Origin of the sequence: Pseudooceanicola profundi (assembly GCF_050897955.1) — a bacterium.
GTDB lineage: Bacteria > Pseudomonadota > Alphaproteobacteria > Rhodobacterales > Rhodobacteraceae > Pseudooceanicola.
In genome coordinates, this window is the sequence record NZ_JBPAXZ010000001.1 from 2,168,423 (window position 1) to 2,184,299 (window position 15,877).

At 63.8% G+C, this 15,877-nt stretch carries 19 protein-coding genes; 5 read left to right on the plus strand and 14 right to left on the minus strand.

The window, feature by feature from the left end; genetic code table 11:
- The first annotated feature begins 14 nt into the window (after window positions 1-14).
- A complete protein-coding gene (locus tag ACRARG_RS10875) occupies window positions 15-1,700 on the plus strand; it encodes a DUF5927 domain-containing protein (protein WP_432691358.1) in 1,686 nt (561 codons plus the stop codon).
- Entirely contained in the window at window positions 1,700-3,124 is a 1,425-nt protein-coding gene (locus ACRARG_RS10880) for a nodulation protein NodH (RefSeq protein ID WP_432690030.1), read from the plus strand. The genes ACRARG_RS10875 and ACRARG_RS10880 overlap by 1 nt, the downstream gene beginning before the upstream one ends.
- Window positions 3,125-3,137: 13 nt before the next feature.
- Here the strand turns inward: ACRARG_RS10880 and ACRARG_RS10885 are convergent, their stop codons facing one another.
- The 9 genes from ACRARG_RS10885 to ACRARG_RS10925 form a co-directional block, all read right to left on the minus strand.
- The gene (locus tag ACRARG_RS10885; RefSeq protein WP_432690031.1) at window positions 3,138-3,602 is read right to left on the minus strand and encodes a PTS sugar transporter subunit IIA; all 465 of its coding nucleotides are present in this window, start codon (window positions 3,600-3,602) and stop codon (window positions 3,138-3,140) included.
- A gap of 42 nt (window positions 3,603-3,644) precedes the next feature.
- Window positions 3,645-4,214, minus strand: coding sequence for a ribosome hibernation-promoting factor, HPF/YfiA family (hpf, locus tag ACRARG_RS10890; RefSeq protein ID WP_432690032.1), 570 nt, complete (start codon window positions 4,212-4,214; stop codon window positions 3,645-3,647).
- A gap of 247 nt (window positions 4,215-4,461) precedes the next feature.
- Entirely contained in the window at window positions 4,462-5,232 is a 771-nt protein-coding gene (gene lptB / locus ACRARG_RS10895) for an LPS export ABC transporter ATP-binding protein (protein ID WP_432690033.1), read from the minus strand.
- A 3-nt stretch (window positions 5,233-5,235) separates the two neighbouring features.
- Window positions 5,236-5,715 carry a lipopolysaccharide transport periplasmic protein LptA gene (gene lptA, locus ACRARG_RS10900; RefSeq protein WP_432690034.1) on the minus strand — a complete coding sequence of 160 codons (480 nt, stop codon included), beginning with the start codon at window positions 5,713-5,715 and terminating at the stop codon, window positions 5,236-5,238.
- 10 nt (window positions 5,716-5,725) lie between these two features.
- Window positions 5,726-6,334, minus strand: a complete 609-nt coding sequence (locus ACRARG_RS10905; RefSeq protein ID WP_432690035.1) for a hypothetical protein — start codon at window positions 6,332-6,334, stop codon at window positions 5,726-5,728.
- Between the two features lies 1 nt (window position 6,335).
- Window positions 6,336-7,295, minus strand: a complete 960-nt coding sequence (locus tag ACRARG_RS10910) for a KpsF/GutQ family sugar-phosphate isomerase (RefSeq protein ID WP_432690036.1) — start codon at window positions 7,293-7,295, stop codon at window positions 6,336-6,338.
- Window positions 7,292-7,906 carry a ribonuclease D gene (locus tag ACRARG_RS10915; protein WP_432690037.1) on the minus strand — a complete coding sequence of 205 codons (615 nt, stop codon included), beginning with the start codon at window positions 7,904-7,906 and terminating at the stop codon, window positions 7,292-7,294. Before ACRARG_RS10915 ends, ACRARG_RS10910 begins: the two co-directional genes overlap by 4 nt.
- A gap of 108 nt (window positions 7,907-8,014) precedes the next feature.
- Window positions 8,015-8,491 (minus strand): peptide-methionine (R)-S-oxide reductase MsrB, encoded by a 477-nt coding sequence (gene msrB, locus ACRARG_RS10920; protein ID WP_432690038.1) that lies wholly within the window; start codon window positions 8,489-8,491, stop codon window positions 8,015-8,017.
- Between the two features lie 70 nt (window positions 8,492-8,561).
- Complete coding sequence (locus ACRARG_RS10925; protein WP_432691359.1) at window positions 8,562-9,704, minus strand: lytic murein transglycosylase; 1,143 nt, start codon at window positions 9,702-9,704, stop codon at window positions 8,562-8,564.
- A 211-nt stretch (window positions 9,705-9,915) separates the two neighbouring features.
- Here ACRARG_RS10925 and ACRARG_RS10930 point away from each other — a divergent pair, with 211 nt between their 5' ends.
- The 3 genes from ACRARG_RS10930 to ACRARG_RS10940 are packed head-to-tail and all read left to right on the plus strand — an operon-like array spanning window position 9,916 to window position 11,716.
- Entirely contained in the window at window positions 9,916-10,857 is a 942-nt protein-coding gene (locus ACRARG_RS10930; protein ID WP_432691360.1) for a tetratricopeptide repeat protein, read from the plus strand.
- Window positions 10,858-10,883: 26 nt separating this feature from the next.
- Window positions 10,884-11,540, plus strand: a complete 657-nt coding sequence (locus tag ACRARG_RS10935; RefSeq protein ID WP_432690039.1) for an LON peptidase substrate-binding domain-containing protein — start codon at window positions 10,884-10,886, stop codon at window positions 11,538-11,540.
- Entirely contained in the window at window positions 11,537-11,716 is a 180-nt protein-coding gene (locus tag ACRARG_RS10940) for a Trm112 family protein (protein ID WP_432690040.1), read from the plus strand. Before ACRARG_RS10935 ends, ACRARG_RS10940 begins: the two co-directional genes overlap by 4 nt.
- A gap of 4 nt (window positions 11,717-11,720) precedes the next feature.
- Here the strand turns inward: ACRARG_RS10940 and kynU are convergent, their stop codons facing one another.
- The 5 genes from kynU to ACRARG_RS10965 all read right to left on the minus strand — a co-directional run bounded on the left by kynU (window position 11,721) and on the right by ACRARG_RS10965 (window position 15,871).
- Window positions 11,721-12,908 carry a kynureninase gene (gene kynU, locus ACRARG_RS10945; RefSeq protein ID WP_432690041.1) on the minus strand — a complete coding sequence of 396 codons (1,188 nt, stop codon included), beginning with the start codon at window positions 12,906-12,908 and terminating at the stop codon, window positions 11,721-11,723.
- Window positions 12,905-13,738: a tryptophan 2,3-dioxygenase gene (locus tag ACRARG_RS10950; protein ID WP_432690042.1), complete on the minus strand. Its 834-nt coding sequence runs from the start codon at window positions 13,736-13,738 to the stop codon at window positions 12,905-12,907. The genes kynU and ACRARG_RS10950 overlap by 4 nt, the downstream gene beginning before the upstream one ends.
- Before the next feature lie 42 nt (window positions 13,739-13,780).
- Complete coding sequence (locus ACRARG_RS10955; protein WP_432690043.1) at window positions 13,781-14,017, minus strand: Lrp/AsnC ligand binding domain-containing protein; 237 nt, start codon at window positions 14,015-14,017, stop codon at window positions 13,781-13,783.
- 156 nt (window positions 14,018-14,173) lie between these two features.
- A complete protein-coding gene (locus ACRARG_RS10960) occupies window positions 14,174-15,421 on the minus strand; it encodes a flavin-dependent oxidoreductase (RefSeq protein WP_432690044.1) in 1,248 nt (415 codons plus the stop codon).
- Window positions 15,422-15,424: 3 nt separating this feature from the next.
- The gene (locus ACRARG_RS10965) at window positions 15,425-15,871 is read right to left on the minus strand and encodes a cupin domain-containing protein (protein ID WP_432690045.1); all 447 of its coding nucleotides are present in this window, start codon (window positions 15,869-15,871) and stop codon (window positions 15,425-15,427) included.
- Window positions 15,872-15,877 lie beyond the last annotated feature (6 nt).

A 15,877-nucleotide genomic window follows, 5' to 3' on the forward strand; every position in this document is an offset into this window, starting at 1 on the left:
GCGTCGGTGTGATCATGCTGGTCCATACCGCCCTGCACCGGGCGGAACAGGTGGCGCGCCACTGGGCGGCCTCCGGCTGTCCGGTTGTGATCCATGCCGACACCAACGTCCCTCGCAAGCAGTTCGAGAAATTCCGCAAATCGCTCGCCGATGTCGGTACAATCCGCTTCTCCCGCAGACACCGCTGCGAATGGGGCACATGGGGCATCGTGGCTGCCACGCAGTCGGCCGCAGAGCAGATGCTGGCCGATTTCCCCGAGGTCCGGCACGTCTATCTCGCCTCCGGCTCCTGCCTGCCGCTGCGCCCGGTGCAGGAACTGATCGACTACCTCGCCGCCCGCCCCCAGACCGACTTCATCGAAAGCGCCACGACCTCCGATGTGCCCTGGACCGTCGGCGGGCTGGACAGCGAACGCTTCACTCTGCGCTTCCCCTTCGCCTGGAAGAAGCAGCGCCGGCTTTTTGACGGCTACGTGCGCCTGCAACGGCGGCTGAAGCGCAAGCGGCGCATGCCCAATGACATTGTCCCACATATGGGGTCGCAATGGTGGTGCCTGACGCGGCAGACCCTGTCGGCAATCCTTCAGGACCCGGACAGGCCGATCTACGACCGCTTCTTCCGCCGCGTCTGGATCCCGGACGAAAGCTATTTCCAGACCCTGACGCGGCTTTATGCCCGCGATGTCCAAAGCCGGTCGCTGACTCTGTCGAAATTCGATTTCCAGGGCAAGCCGCATATCTTCTACGACGATCACCTGCAGCTGCTGCGCCGGTCGGACTGCTTTGTCGCCCGCAAGATCTGGCCCCGCGCCGACCGCCTCTATGAGGCCTTCCTGACCGACGAGGCCCATGCCATGAAGCGGACGGAGCCGAACCCGGGCAAGATCGACCGCATCTTCTCCAAGGCGGTGGAGCGTCGGGTGCGCGGCCGCCCCGGGCTCTATATGCACAGCCGCTTTCCCAACAGGAACTGGGAAAACGGGCTGACCGGCGCGCGCTACACTGTCTTTCAGGGCTTTGCAGAGCTTTTCGAGGATTTCGAGCCCTGGCTGAACCGCATGACCGATGCCAAGGTGCACGGCCATCTTTTTGCACCCGACCGTGCGCATTTCGCGGGCGACCTGCATGTCACAAGCGGCGCCATGAGCGATGCCGCCCTGATCCGCGACTATCGCCCCCGCAGCTTCCTGACCAACCTCATGTGGAATTCCCGCGGCGATCAGCAATGTTTCCAGTTCGGGCCGATGGATGCGCAGGAGATTGCGGACACCCTCGCGCTCGATTCCAATGCCCGGATCGCCATCGTGACCGGGGCCTGGGCCGTGCCGCTGTTCACCTCCAACCGCAACTTTGCCGAAATCCGGGCAGAGGCGGCCAAGCTCCAGCGGATCGAAAGCGATTTCCTCGACCTGCTGCGCAAACCCAAGGCGAAGGCCAAGGCCACGATCTGGACCATGGCGGAATTTGTCGAAACGCCGATGGAAATCCTTCAGGGCATCACCAATGACATGGGGCAACGGGGCCCCCGCCGCCTGTCCGAAGCGCCCAAGATGGTTGACCTCACCGGCTTTGGCCAGTTTCTCCAGAACCTCAAAAACCAGGGCATGCACCCCTATCTGATGGGCGATTTTCCGGTCGATCAGCCCACGATGCCCGCCGGTCGAAACCGCCAGCGCAAACCCTATCTGGTAAAGAAATAATGCCCGACTTCGACTATTTCATCGTCTTCGCAGAAATGCGCACAGGGTCGAATTTCCTGGAGGCGAATCTGAATGCCTTCCCCGGCCTGTCCTGCGTCGGAGAGGCGTTCAACCCGCATTTCCCCGGATACCCCAAACGCGACGACTGCCTCGGCGTGACCCTCGCCCAGCGGGAGGACAACCCGGCCCGCCTGATCGATGCGGTCAAGGCCAATGACGGGCTGACCGGCTTCCGTTTCTTTCACGACCACGACCAGCGCGTGCTGGATATCGCCCTCACCGATCCGCGCTGTGCAAAGATCATCCTCACCCGCAATCCGGTCGAAAGCTATGTCAGCTGGAAGATCGCCCAGGAAACCGGCCAGTGGAAACTGACCGATGTCCGCCGCCGGAAAGACGGCACGGCCGAATTCGACGCTGACGAATTCAATCGCCACATGCAGAAGCTTCAGGAATTTCAGATCCTGCTGCTGAACACCCTGCAAACCTCTGGCCAGACGGCTTTTTACGTGGCCTACGAGGACCTGCAGGATGTCGCCGTGATGAACGGCCTCGCCCGCTGGCTGGGGCAGACGGATCAGCTGGACAAGCTGGACGATAAGCTCAAGCGCCAGAACCCGGCCCCGATCTCCGAAAAGGTTGCGGATTTCGACGGGATGGAACAGGCGCTGTCGCGGCTCGACCGGTTCAATCTCAATCGCACGCCGAACTTCGAACCCCGGCGCGGGGCCAATGTCCCGGCCTATCAGGCCGCGGCAAAGACACCGCTTCTCTATATGCCCGTCCGGGGCGAGCTCGATACACTGGTCGAGGACTGGCTGGCGGCGCTGGACGGCGTGTCGACCACCGATCTGATCGGCAAGTTCACCCAGAAGTCGCTGCGCAAATGGAAACGGCAGAATACCGGACACCGCACCTTTGCCGTCATCCGCCACCCCGTGGCCCGCGCTCATGCGGTGTTCTGCCGCCGCATCGTCGACAGCGGCCCCGGCAGCTTTGGCGAGATCCGCATGGCGCTGCGTCAGAAATACAAACTGCCCATCCCCGGCCGGCAGGGGGGCGGTGACTATTCGCTCGACCAGCATCGGGAGGCATTCCTGGCCTTCCTCGATTTTCTTCAGGCGAACCTCGCCGGCCAGACCAGCATCCGCGTCGACAATGCCTGGGCCACACAGAGCGCGACGCTCGAAGGCATGGCAAGCTTTGCCCTGCCCGATATGATAATTCGCGAAGACGAGCTTCCAGTGCTCCTGCCTCAGCTGGCCGCCCGCCTTGGCCACGCGTCAGTCCCCGCGCCCGCAACGGCGCCGCAGGACACGCCCTACCCGCTGAGCGCCATCTACGACAAAACGATCGAAGACCGCGTCTCCGACGTCTATTCACGTGATTACATGATGTTCGGGTTTGAAAGCTGGGCACCCTGACCGCGACGACGGGTCAGGCGGCCTGGCTGTCCTGATCCTGGGTCAGCAGCGCATGCAGCGAGGCCGGATCCGAATTTGCCCTGAGCTTTGTGCAAAGATCGGCGTTGCGCAATGTGCGGGACACCAGGGCCAACGCCTTGAGATGTTCGACCCCGGCTGATTCCGGCGCGAAAAGCGCCATGATCAGGTCGACGGGCTGGCGATCCACCGCGTCGAAATTCACCGGCTTTTCCAGCAGAATGAAGGCCGCGCTCATCCGATCCGCCTCGACCAGCCGGGCATGCGGCAGCGCGACCCCGTTGCCGACGCCGGTCGGACCCAGAGCCTCACGCTCCATCAGAGCTTCGATCACACCGTCCACGGGCAGCCCGTAGGCGCCATGGGCCAGCTCGGCAACGTCATGTAGCAAACGCTTCTTCGAAGACGCCGAGGCGATCACCTTGACCGCCTCGGGCTTGAGAATGTCCGACAGATTCATCGTGTCCTAACCGAGCCCCGCCGCGGCGGTGGCCCTTCGCATTCAGTTCCGCGGATCGATCCAGCCGATGTTCCCGTCTTCGCGCCGGTACACCACGTTCAACCCGTCCTTACCCTCATTCCGGAAGACGAGAATCGGGGCACCGGCCAGTTCCATCTGCATCACGGCTTCGCCAACGGACAGGGACGGGATTTGCGTCTCCATCTCGGCAACGATGATCGGCTGCAGCGTGTCGGTTTCCTGCTCGTCGTCTTCCTGCTCAGCGGCGAGGATATACGAGGACGCTCCCAATATTTCAACTGGTTCCGCGCGCTTGCTGTGATGGTCTTTCAGCCGCCGCTTGTAACGGCGCAGCTGCTTGTCCATCTTCTCGCAGGCGGCATCAAAAGCACCATAAATTTCAGTGGCATGCGCCTTGGCTGCCGCATTGAGCCCGGAGCTGAGGTGCACCACGGCCTCACAGACGAACTCATGCGCCGACTTGGAAAAAATGACGGTCGCATCCGTGGGCCGCTGCGAATACTTCTCCATGACGGAGCCGAGTTCCGTGCGCACATGGGCCTGCAAGGCGTCGCCTACGTCGATTTGCTTGCCGCTGATCTGATACCGCATTTTGTTTTTCCTTTCTTGGCACATCGGACCTGATCCGGGCGTGGATCGCCCGGCACAATCAGTCGCAGATGTAGTGGAAAGACAGGCGCATCCCCTTGATCTCGCGCAACTTTCGCAAGATGCTGGCCGTGCGGATCATAAGATATTGCAGACCTGTCATACTCTCATATGAAGGGAGAGCAGGCCGACCTGTCAATGGAAACCGGTTGGTTTGGTTCTCAAGGACTTGCGAGATTCCGCGAGCCCGTCAGGAAATGCGAAAAGAGTCGCCGAGGTAAACGCGGCGCACATTCTCGTTTTCCACAACCTCCGAAGGGGTGCCGGACATCAGCACCTTGCCGTCATGCAGGATATAGGCCCGGTCCACGATCTCCAGCGTTTCGCGGACATTGTGATCGGTGATCAGCACCCCGATTCCCCGCTTCTTCAGATCGGCAACAAGATGCCGGATATCGGCGACAGAGATCGGATCGACCCCGGCAAAGGGTTCGTCCAGAAGAAGGTATTTCGGATCGGCCGCCAGACAGCGCGCAATCTCCACCCGCCGCCGCTCCCCGCCCGACAGCGCCAGCGCCGGCGCCCGACGGAGGTGTTCGATCGAAAACTCCGACAACAGCTCCTCCAGCCGTTCCTGCCGTTTGCGACGCTCTGCATGGGTGATGTCCAGAATGGCCGCGATATTGTCCTCGACCGACATCCCCCGAAAGATCGACATTTCCTGCGGCAGATACCCGATGCCCATCCTGGCGCGGCGGTACATGGGAAGCGCGGTCACATCCCGCCCGTCGATCGTCACCGTGCCGCCTTCCGGCACAACAAGCCCGGCAATGGCGTAGAATGTCGTCGTCTTGCCCGACCCGTTGGGACCAAGCAGCGCGGCAACCTCGCCCTGGCTGACGCTCATCGTGACGTCACGGATGACCACGCGCTTTTTGTAGGACTTGCGCAAATTGGTGATCCGCAGACCGTTGGTCGCCTCGGCTGTACCGTCATGCACTGTGAGCTCAGGTTTTGCCAAGGATCAGTCTTTCGGATTCAGGATTGTGCGCACACGCCCATCCATCTGGGCCGTCCCCGCCCCCAGATCAACCGTGAGGGTCTGCGAGGCAAGCGTCGACTGCCCCTGTGTCACCAGCACATCGCCGGTCATGACCACCTTGCCGCTGTCGATACTGTAGCTCGCGGTCTGCGCCTCTGCCGCGTCGGGACCGGAGACAAGCGTCACGCCACCGGTCGCCTCCATCGAGGTGATCCGTTCCCCGGCGTCGTCATAGACCACCAGCACCCGGGGCGCGGCCAGCCGCATCTCACCCTGGATGATTACAACATTGCCGATGAATTCCGCCGTCCCGTCGGACTGGTTGACGTTCAGACTGTCGCTTTCGACCTCAACAGGGTCATCCGGATCGATCGAGCCGGCGCCAAAAGCCTGCCCTTGGGCCAGAAGCGGCCCCGCAACCCCAAGAAAAAGCGCAAAAAACGCGGCACGAAAAGCAGACATTGAAACGTCCTCAGTCGGATTGCGGCGTATATACCAGCTTAACGCCATTCGTGAACACCATTTGCACGTCGCCCCCGTCATCGCCGGCCGTCAATAACATCTGACCGGCCCGGAACGTCCCGACAGGACCGGTCCCGCGAATTTCACCCTCTGTACTGGCGCGTATGGAATCCAGGCCGGTCCTCAATTCTTCGGTTTCGACCTGGTAGCCGACGGAGCTAGTGATCCGGACATCCCCCCTCAGCCGGGCCTCGGCCGACGGCTGGTCCACCATCGCCAGATCGGCCGTGAAACTGATGGAGTTTCCCGCGCGCAATTCTATGTCCGCCACAACGTTCTCTGCTTCCAGGTTCCCGATCCCCTCTCCGGTCGGACGCGCCACATCGGCCCGGAACGAGATCAGATCGCCATCCTCGGTCGACCCGGCGAAAGACGGCTCAAGGATACGTTCGACCAGCCCGTTCGGTCCGGTTTCTATATCGGCATAGGGCAGCGTTTCCGTCGCATCATTGGTTCGCGACAGCAGGAAGACCGTGGACAAAAGCGCCAGCGCCGCGATCGGCAGGAGGATTTTCAGCCACTGGATCAGACGGGAATACCCGTCATTCGCAAAGGCCATGTCAGCCCAGCCCGACCCGCAGGCAGTCGTGGATATGCAGCAGCCCCTGCGCCTTTCCGTCGCCCTCCGGCGGGATCACGAACAGACAGGTGATCTTGCGGTCGTTCATCACGCCCACGGCCTCTTCGGCCAGCGCCTCCGGACCGATGGTGCGCGGGCTGGCGGTCATCACCTCTCCGGCGACGTGATCCAGCAGCCCCTGCATGTGGCGCCGAAGGTCACCGTCGGTGATGATCCCGGCCAGACGGCCCGCATCATCCGTCACCCCGACCACGCCGAACCCCTTGCGGCTGATCTCCAGCAGCACCTCCGACATCGGCGTCTCCGCCGTCACCAGCGGCAGCGCCTCACCCACATGCATCAGGTCGCGCACCCGGCTCAGCACCGCGCCCAGCTTGCCGCCGGGATGGAATTCGCGGAAATGTTCCGCCGTGAACTGCCGGTGCTCCATCAGCGCCACGGCCAGCGCATCGCCCAGAGCAAGGGTCATAGTCGTCGATGTCGTGGGCACGACACCCGTGCCACAGGCTTCGTCGGCGGCAGGCAGGATCAGCCCGATATCGGCCTGTTGGATCAGCGTCGACCCGGGCCGCGACGCGACACCGATCATCGGGATATGCCAGCGCCGGGTGTAGCCGATCACATCGGCCAGCTCCGGCGTCTCGCCGCTGTTGGACAGGATCAGCACCACGTCATCCTTGGTCATCATGCCCAGGTCGCCATGGCTCGCCTCTGCCGGATGCACGAACTGCGCGGGCGTCCCGGTAGAGGCCAGCGTCGCCGCGATCTTGCGCGCGATATGACCGGATTTGCCCATGCCGCAGACGATGATCCGGCCCTTGGCCGACAGCATCACCTCCACCGCCTTCTCAAACGCCCCGTCGACGGAGGCCGCCAGCGCATCCAGCGCCCGCGCCTCAATCCCGATCACCCGGCGGGCGGTATCCAGCGTGCTGCTCATGTATGCGCGAAAATGTCGGTTTCGGGCCAGCCGGCCAGATCCAGCCGCGCCCGCATCGGCAGGAAATCGAAACAGGCCTGCGCGATATCGGTGCGGCCCTCGCGCGCCAGCCGCATATCCAGAACCTCCCGCAGACGGTGCAGGTAAAGGACATCCGACGCGGCATAATCCAGCTGCGCCTCGGTCAGCTCATCCGCACCCCAGTCAGAGCTCTGCTGGACCTTGGACAGGTCCACACCGATCAGCTCCTGCGTCAGGTTCTTCAGCCCGTGCCGGTCGGTATAGGTCCGCACCAGCTTGCTCGCGATCTTGGTGCAGTAGACCGGCGCGGCCAGCGCACCAAAGGCATTGTACATTGCGGCGATATCGAACCGCCCGAAATGGAAAAGCTTCAGCACGTCAGGGTCGGTCAGCATGGCACAGAGGTTCGGCGCCTCCGTCTGCCCCTTCTCGACCTGCACGATATGCGCATCGCCGTCGCCGCCCGACATCTGGATCACGCAGAGCCGGTCGCGATGCGGGTTCAGCCCCATGGTTTCACAATCGATGGCCACAACCGGGCCCAGGTCGAGCCCGTCGGGCAGATCGTTACGGTACAAGTGGTTTGCCACGGCTGGCCTCGTGCATCTGAAATCCCCGCCTACCTAGGCGCAATTGCGGCAAGCGTAAAGATCCCAGCCGCCGAGTCGACGGGCAACCGGCAGTCATTCAGGGCCGGATCAGACCGTTCCCGGCGTGAAGGTCAGCGCGATCCCGTTGATGCAGTGACGTTTGCCGGTGGGTTTCGGTCCGTCGTCGAACACATGTCCCAGATGGCTACCGCAGCGGCTGCAATGCACTTCGGTCCGCACCATGAACAGGCTGCGGTCGGGTTGCGTCCCCACCGCGCCTGCGATCGCGGCATAGAAGCTGGGCCAGCCGGTACCGCTGTCGAACTTCGTGGCCGAGGAATAGACCGGTTGCCCGCAGCCCTTGCAGGCAAAGGTCCCGCTGCGCTTCTCCCTGTCGAGCGGGCTGGAGCCTGCGGCTTCTGTGCCCTGTTTGCGCAGCACCCTATATTCGTCGCGGCTAAGCATGGCTTTCCACTCGGCCTCTGTCCGGGTGACGGGGAACGCCCCCCCGGCAGCGCCCGCCCGTCGCATCCATCCGGTGAACATCAGCGCGGTACCTCCAAGCATGAGATGACGGCGGTTCATGAGATCCTCCTTCGCGACCATTTGGGTCGCTCTCCTCAAGATACGCACCACCACGCGCCGGAGTTTCGCTCTATCCCAGCGACCGAAGCAGCGCCTGCGACGGCACGCCGGTCACAGGCTGCCCGATGCTGGCCTGATAGGCGCGGATCGCCGCCTCCGACTTCGCGCCGATGACCCCATCCGCCCCGCCGGTGTCAAACCCGCGCGCCGTCAGCCGCCGCTGCAGGGCAACCCGGTCGTCTTTGGTCAACCCGTTCTTGTCCGGCGGGAAAGAGCCGCGGATCGGCCCGCCCCCGGCGATACGGTCCGCCAGATGCCCGACACCAATCGCGTAGAGATCGGAATTGTTGTACCGCTTGATCGCCCGGAAATTGCCGGTCACGGAAAACTGCGGCCCCCCCGCCTGCGGCTGGATCACCGTCCCGGCGGGCGCACCCTGACCGACCTCTCCGCCCCAGCGGACCCCGCGCTGCCAGCCGCTTTTCGACAGGTAGGCGGCGGTAGAGGCCAGCGCATCCGACGGGTCCTCCGACCAGATATCGCGACGCCCGTCGCCTGTGTAATCCACGGCAAACAGCAGGTAGGAGGTCGGGATGAACTGAGTATGCCCCATTGCGCCTGCCCAGCTGCCGGTCATGCGGCCCGGTGTGATGTCCCCGTTCTGGAGAATCTTCAAAGCCGCGATCAACTGGCTCTCGAAAAACGCCCCGCGTCGCCCGTCAAAGGCCAGCGTCGAGGTGGCCGAAATCACCGGCACATCGCCGCGCCGTTCGCCAAAATAGCTCTCCAACCCCCAGACCGCCGCGATGATCTCCGCATCCACGCCATAGCGTGCCTCCAACGCCCGCAGCAGCCCCTGCTGCCGGGCAAAGGCCGCCCGCCCCTTGGACACCCGCTCGTCCGAGGCGGCAATCGACAGGTAATCCTCCAGCGTGCGCGAACTTTCCGGCTGGTTGCGGTCGCGGGTCACGACACCGGGCAGGAACCCCGCCCCGCGAAAGGCCGAGGCGAGCGTGCCCCGCGAAATCCCCTGCGCCGCCGCCCGGCCCTGAAACGATGCCACCCAGGCGTCATATCCAGCATTGGGCACCGGACGCAGGTCCGCCGGCAGCCCGCCCGCAGGCGCCGCCACCTGCATGGCACCCGACCCGCCGCATCCCGCCAGCGTCAGCGCGCCAAGCGAGGCGGTGAATATACGTCTTGAAACTCTGATCTGTTGCATGGGCTGCCCTCCTCTTTGCCTTGCGCTCACACTATGCGATGCAATCCGCCGTGCAACCGGCATCCCGCCGGGCAGCCCCCTTTGGCGAAACGACGTCGTCTGAACCTTGGATTACGGGCCGAAGAAGTCCATATAGAGGCGGAACCGGCACCATGCCGCAGATAGACCGCAAGGGCCGCCGCGCCCGAACCGAGGGATGACCATGATCGAACTGGGTGGAACACAGACCGAAGCCGCCGCCGCCGCGACCGGAGATCTGATCAAGGACGTAACCGAACAGAACTTCATGCAGGATGTTATCGAAGCCTCCATGGAAGTGCCGGTTATCGTCGATTTCTGGGCCACCTGGTGCGGCCCGTGCAAGACGCTGGGCCCGATGCTGGAGGCCGCCGTGGTCAAGGCCAAGGGCGCCGTGAAGATGGCCAAGATCGACGTCGACCAGAACCAGCGGCTGGCCCAGGCGCTGGCCCAGCAGGGCCTGCCCCTGCAGTCGATCCCGACTGTCGTCGCCTTTGTGAAAGGTCAGCCCATCGACATGTTCCAGGGCGCGGTCCCCGGCTCTGAAATCGACGCCTTTATCAAGCGTGCCATCGATGCTGCGGGCGGCGATGCGTCGGGTGGGCTGGATGACGCCGTCGCCGCGGCCGAGGAAATGCTGACCGAAGGCGCCGCTGCTGACGCCGCCGAAACCTTCGCCGCCATCCTGCAGGAGGATCCGGCCCATGCCGGCGCCTATGCCGGCCTCGTGCGCAGCTACATCGCCATGGACCAGCTCGACCAGGCGGAGGCCACGCTGAACGGCGCCCCCGCCGAGATCAGCACATCGCCGGAACTGGAAGCCTGCCATGCACAGATCGCACTGGCCCGTCAGGCCGCCAATGCCGGCCCGGTGGAGGAGCTGACCGCCAAGGTCACCGCCAATCCCGACGATCACCAGTCCCGCTTCGACCTCGCTCAGGCGCTGCATGCGCATCGCGACGTGCAGGGCGCGGTGGACCAGCTGCTGGAGCTTTTCCGGCGGGATCGGGAATGGAATGACGGGGCCGCCAAGGCCCAGCTCATCACCATTTTCGAAGCGCTGGATGCCAAGGATCCAATCGCGCTCACGGGCCGCAGAAAACTCTCGTCGATGATATTTGCCTGACCCCGGCGGCGCGCTAAGTCATGCGCATGATGCGAGCCGCCGATCTTCCGGGTGTCATCCCCGTCTTTCCGCTGCCCGGCGCGCTGCTGCTGCCCCGCGCCAGACTGCCCCTTCATCTGTTTGAGCCGCGCTACCTCGCGATGCTTGACGATGTTCTGAAAACGCCGCACCGGCTGATTGGCATGGTCCAGCCCGACCCCAATCCGCGGGCCGCGCAGGAAGACGCGCCGCCACCTCTGCACAGCATCGGCTGCGCAGGCCGCGTCACCCAGTTCTCGGAGACGGAGGACGGGCGCTACATGATCACCCTCGCCGGCATCTCCCGCTTCCGCGTGACGGAGGAGGTCGGCGGTTTCTGCCCCTATCGCCGCGTCAAACCCAGCTGGGAAGGCTTCGACCGTGACCTCGCCCGCTCCGAAAAGGACACCGGGTTCAAACGCGAAAGCTTCCTCGACCTGCTTTCCCGCTACTTTCAGGCCAAATCGCTCGATACCGACTGGGAGACGCTGAAAGAGGCGGATGACGAGATGCTGATCAACTCGCTCTCCATGCTCCTCTCCTTCGATCCGGAGGAGAAACAGGCCCTGCTGGAGGCGCCCTCCCTCTCCACCCGGCGCGAAACCCTTGTCACGCTCATCGAATATGCTCTACGCGGGGGCGACGACCATGGATTGCTGCAATGACCGACACACCGCTTTTTGACCGCCGCATGCTGGAGGCGCTGATCTGCCCCCAGACCCAGACCACGCTCTCCTACGACGCGGAAAAGCAGGAGCTGATCAGCAAGGCCGCCGGCCTCGCCTTCCCGATCCGCAACGGCATCCCGATCATGCTGGTCGACGAGGCGCGCGCGCTCTGACCGCTCAGGTCACGCGGCTGCGCGCCAGATATTCCGGCCGGTCCCAGAGCCGCTGGTCAATCACCTCTGCCAGAATTGCCACGGCCCGCCGCACGTCATCGCCATCGATGTAAAGTGGCGTGAAGCCAAAGCGCATAACGTCGGGCGCCCGGAAATCCCCGATCACCCCGCGCGCGATCAGCGCCTGCATCGCCGCATAGCCATGCTCATAGGCAAAGGACACCTGACTGCCCCTGACAGCGGCATCGCGGGGGGAGACGAGTTTCAACGCCGGGCATCTCGCCTCCACCTCCGCGATGAAAAGCTCGCAGAGCGCGACGGACGCCTCCCGCACCTCCTCCATGGTAATCCCGTCCCAGACGGACATCGCCACTTCCAGCGCCGACATCTGCAACACCGGCGGCGTGCCCACGCGCATCCGTTCGATATCCGTCGCAGGCCGGTAGCCCAGCTCAAAGGCGAAGGGCGCATCATGGCCCATCCAACCTGACAGCGCCGGTTCGATTGTCCCGATCAGGTCCGGCCGGGTGTAGATGAAGGCCGGCGCGCCCGGCCCGCCATTCAGATATTTATACGTACAGCCCACAGCAAATTCGCAGCCCGACCCGGCCAGGTCCACCGGCACCGCCCCTGCCGAATGCGCCAGATCCCAGATCATCACCGCGCCCGCCGCCTGTGCCTGCCGCGTGATCGCCGCCATGTCATGCATCCGGCCGGTCCGGTAATCGACCTGCGTGATCATCACCGCCGCGACCTCCTCGGTGATCGCCGCCTCAACCGCCTCCGGCTCCACCACCCGCAGCTCGTGCCCCTGCCCCAGATGCCGGATCAGCCCCTGCGCAATATAAAGGTCCGAGGGGAAGTTCCCATTGTCCGACAGGATCACCTTCCGCTCCGGCCGCATCTCCAGCGCCGCCGACAGCGCCTGATAGACCTTGAGCGACAGCGTATCGCCCATCACCACCGTCCCCTCCGCCGCGCCGATCAGCCGGGCCACCAGATTGCCGACGCGCAGAGGCTGACCCATCCAGTCGTCCACATTCCAGCCCTTGATCAGATGCTGGCCCCATTGTTCGCCGACAACCTCCGCCAGATGCGGCACGACGGCCCTGGGCAGCGGCCCCAGCGAATTGCCGTCGAGGTAGATCATCCCCTCGGGCAGGACGAAACGCTCTTTCACGGGCAGGGTCATAGCGTGCCTCTCAGGTTCCAGAGTTCGGGGAAAAGCTCCACCTCCAACATCCGCCGCAGGTAGGTGACGCCAGACGTCCCGCCGGTGCCACGCTTGAAGCCGATGATCCGTTCGACGGTGGTCACATGGTTGAACCGCCAGCGCCGGAAGTAGTCCTCAAGGTCCACCAGCTTCTCCGCCAGCTCATAGAGCGACCAGTAGCGGGCCGGATCGCGATAGATCGCCGTCCATGCCACCGTCACCGCCGCATCCGCCTGATGCGGCGCATCCAGCCGGTAGACCGACGGGTCGAATGTCACGCCCAGCCCATCAGCCAGCCGGTCCAGCGATACGTGGTAAAGCGACTTCTGCTCCAGCTCCGCCGCCAGCACGGCATGCAACTCCGGCCGGTGCGCATGCGGGCGCATCATCGCGGTGTTACGATTGCCCAGAAGGTATTCGATCTGCCGGTACTGATGCGACTGGAACCCCGAGGATTGCCCCAGCGTGTCGCGAAAGGCGCCATATTCGCTGGGCGTCATGGTCCGCAGCACGTCCCAGGCGCTGTTGAGCTGTTCGAAAATCCGCGCCACCCGCGTCAGCATTTTGAACGCAGGCTCCAGATCGCCCGCGCCGATCCGCACCCGCGCCGCCGTCAGCTCATAGATCGCCAGCCGCATCCAGAGCTCCGACGTCTGGTGCTGCACGATGAAAAGCATCTCGTCATGCGTGTCGGACCGCGGCTTCTGCGCCCCCAGGATCGCGTCCAGCGCAAGGTAATCGCCATAGCTCATATCCCGGGCAAAGGACATCTTGGCGCCGTCGCCCTCGGGGTCGTATGCGTCGCTCATGCGCCGCGCCTCCTGATGGTGGGGCCGCGCTTCTGGCTCAGCTCAGAAGGCGGCAAACGTCATGGTGGTGAGCGTCCGCTCGATCCCCTCAATTCCGAAGATCATATCGCTCAGGTAATGGCCGATATCCTTGTCCTTCGGGATATAGATTTTCATGAGCAGATCGTACTGGCCGCTGGTCGAATAGAGTTCCGAATGAACCTCTTTCAGCGCAATGGCATCCGCCACCTTGTACGCCTGTCCCGGCTTGCACTGAACCTGTACAAAAACACATTGCATGGCATTTCCCTCCGGGCCGGTGCAGTCAGCCTTGCCGGACCGCTGCCGCCTTGGTTTCCATAGTCTTGTCATCCACCATCGGCACTGCAACCGCAAGCAGACCTCGCGCGAGAGGCTGCGCACACGACGCCTCACAAACAGACAATGCGGATGCAGTCACGACGCGCGGCGCACTGTTTTCACGCGGGAAAAGCCCGCCATATTGGCATAGCCGCCGACAATGGCCTTGCGGTCGTCAAAGCTCAGCACCTGCTCGATCTTCTTGAACCCGGCGGGGGCGAGTTTTTCCACCTCATCGATGACCCGTTCCGGCCCGCCGACGCGGTTGGTCCGCACCACCTCCGCCGTTTTGGGCAGCCGGTCCTTTTCATACTGCCAGAGCGCCGCGCGCGGATGTTCGGCCTTTGCCATCCAGTCCGCCAGACAGCGCGCATCGAGGATCGCCTGCGAGGCCCCGTTGGACCCCACCGGATACATCGGATGCGCCGCATCGCCCAGCAGCGTCACCCGCCCGAAGGTCCAGCGCGGCAGCGGATCGCGATCTGCCATCGGATATTCGTAGATCGCCGGAGTCGCCTTGACGAGCGCCCCGATATCCATCCCCGGCACATGAAAGCGCAGCGCATGCGGCAGCACCTCGGACAAAGGTGCCTGCCGCGACCAGTTGTCCGGCGGCGGGGTGGAGATCGCCGGATCCTTGATCCGCACATTCACGACCCAGTTCATCAGCTGCCTGCCCTTCACAGCGGGCGCAATGGGATAGAGGACGAACTTGCCGCCCAGCCCCCCGCCGATCGCCATGCTCTCCCCGTCCTCCCAGACCGGCCAGTTGGTGGCGCCGCGCCACATCACAACCCCCTGCCAGGAGGGCGCGCCCTCATCGGGATAGAAATGCCGCCGCCCGGCGGAATGGATGCCGTCGGCGCAGATCAGCACCTCGCCCCGGTCGGACATGGCCGGACCGCCTTCGACACTGTCGGTGAAATGCGCAGTCACCCCGGCCTCATCCTGGATGAACCCGGCCAGACGCCGCCCGGTCCGGATCGCATCCGGCCCCAGCCTTTCGACCACGGCGTCATAGATCACCTTCTGCAACCGTCCCCGGTGGATGGAGAACTGCGGCACGTCATGACCCGCATGCATCCCCCGCAGTTCCGTCCAGACCTCCTGCCCGGATTTGGTGAGGTAGGAAAGCTTCCGCGTCCGCACGCCCACGGCATCCAGCGCCTCAAGCAGGCCAAGCTCCGACAGCTCCTTGATCGCATGGGGCAGCACGTTGATGCCCACGCCGACCTCCCGCACCTCGCGCGCAGCCTCGTAGATTCGCACCGGGATCCCCCGCGCATGCAGCATCAGCGCTGTGGTCAGCCCGCCGATTCCCGCGCCTGCAATCAGGACAGTCATGGATCACTCCTCCTCGGGCGGCAGGAAATCGACCTCGTGCTTGGCCGAGATCGCGACCACATCCGCCGGGTTCGGCGTCGGCCCCAGATTGTGCAGCGCCCAGAACAGGTCATAGAGCTTGCGAGTCGGCGCGACCCAGAACAGGCATTTGATCGTCGTGTCGCTCTTGTTGAAGATGCCATGCGGAATTCCCATCGGCAGGCGGATCGTATCGCCCGGCTCCGCATAGGTTTCCACCCCGTTCAGCAGCAGATCGAACCGGCCTTCCAGCACGTAAATGAACTCATCCTGCGTCGGATGGATATGCGGCGGAACAAAGGTGCCCTTGGGCAGGGTCGCATGCCAGGCCATCGAATTTTCGGACTTCAGCTTGGGCACATAGGTCTGTCCAAGGATGTTCCAGCTGATCTCCTCGATGCCGGAATTGGATTTGGTGACGCCGGGTATCATGGGAAA

Bases quoted from the DNA above. Each gene is read 5' to 3' on its own strand.
- ACRARG_RS10875 (WP_432691358.1), top strand. From the start codon at position 15: ATGCTGGTCCATACCGCCCTGCACCGGGCGGAACAGGTGGCGCGCCAC.
- ACRARG_RS10880 (WP_432690030.1), top strand. From the start codon at position 1,700: ATGCCCGACTTCGACTATTTCATCGTCTTCGCAGAAATGCGCACAGGG.
- ACRARG_RS10885 (WP_432690031.1), bottom strand. From the start codon at position 3,602: ATGAATCTGTCGGACATTCTCAAGCCCGAGGCGGTCAAGGTGATCGCC.
- hpf (WP_432690032.1), bottom strand. From the start codon at position 4,214: ATGCGGTATCAGATCAGCGGCAAGCAAATCGACGTAGGCGACGCCTTG.
- lptA (WP_432690034.1), bottom strand. From the start codon at position 5,715: ATGTCTGCTTTTCGTGCCGCGTTTTTTGCGCTTTTTCTTGGGGTTGCG.
- ACRARG_RS10905 (WP_432690035.1), bottom strand. From the start codon at position 6,334: ATGGCCTTTGCGAATGACGGGTATTCCCGTCTGATCCAGTGGCTGAAA.
- ACRARG_RS10910 (WP_432690036.1), bottom strand. From the start codon at position 7,295: ATGAGCAGCACGCTGGATACCGCCCGCCGGGTGATCGGGATTGAGGCG.
- msrB (WP_432690038.1), bottom strand. From the start codon at position 8,491: ATGAACCGCCGTCATCTCATGCTTGGAGGTACCGCGCTGATGTTCACC.
- ACRARG_RS10930 (WP_432691360.1), top strand. From the start codon at position 9,916: ATGATCGAACTGGGTGGAACACAGACCGAAGCCGCCGCCGCCGCGACC.
- ACRARG_RS10935 (WP_432690039.1), top strand. From the start codon at position 10,884: ATGATGCGAGCCGCCGATCTTCCGGGTGTCATCCCCGTCTTTCCGCTG.
- ACRARG_RS10940 (WP_432690040.1), top strand. From the start codon at position 11,537: ATGACCGACACACCGCTTTTTGACCGCCGCATGCTGGAGGCGCTGATC.
- kynU (WP_432690041.1), bottom strand. From the start codon at position 12,908: ATGACCCTGCCCGTGAAAGAGCGTTTCGTCCTGCCCGAGGGGATGATC.
- ACRARG_RS10950 (WP_432690042.1), bottom strand. From the start codon at position 13,738: ATGAGCGACGCATACGACCCCGAGGGCGACGGCGCCAAGATGTCCTTT.
- ACRARG_RS10955 (WP_432690043.1), bottom strand. From the start codon at position 14,017: ATGCAATGTGTTTTTGTACAGGTTCAGTGCAAGCCGGGACAGGCGTAC.
- ACRARG_RS10960 (WP_432690044.1), bottom strand. From the start codon at position 15,421: ATGACTGTCCTGATTGCAGGCGCGGGAATCGGCGGGCTGACCACAGCG.
- ACRARG_RS10965 (WP_432690045.1), bottom strand. From the start codon at position 15,871: ATGATACCCGGCGTCACCAAATCCAATTCCGGCATCGAGGAGATCAGC.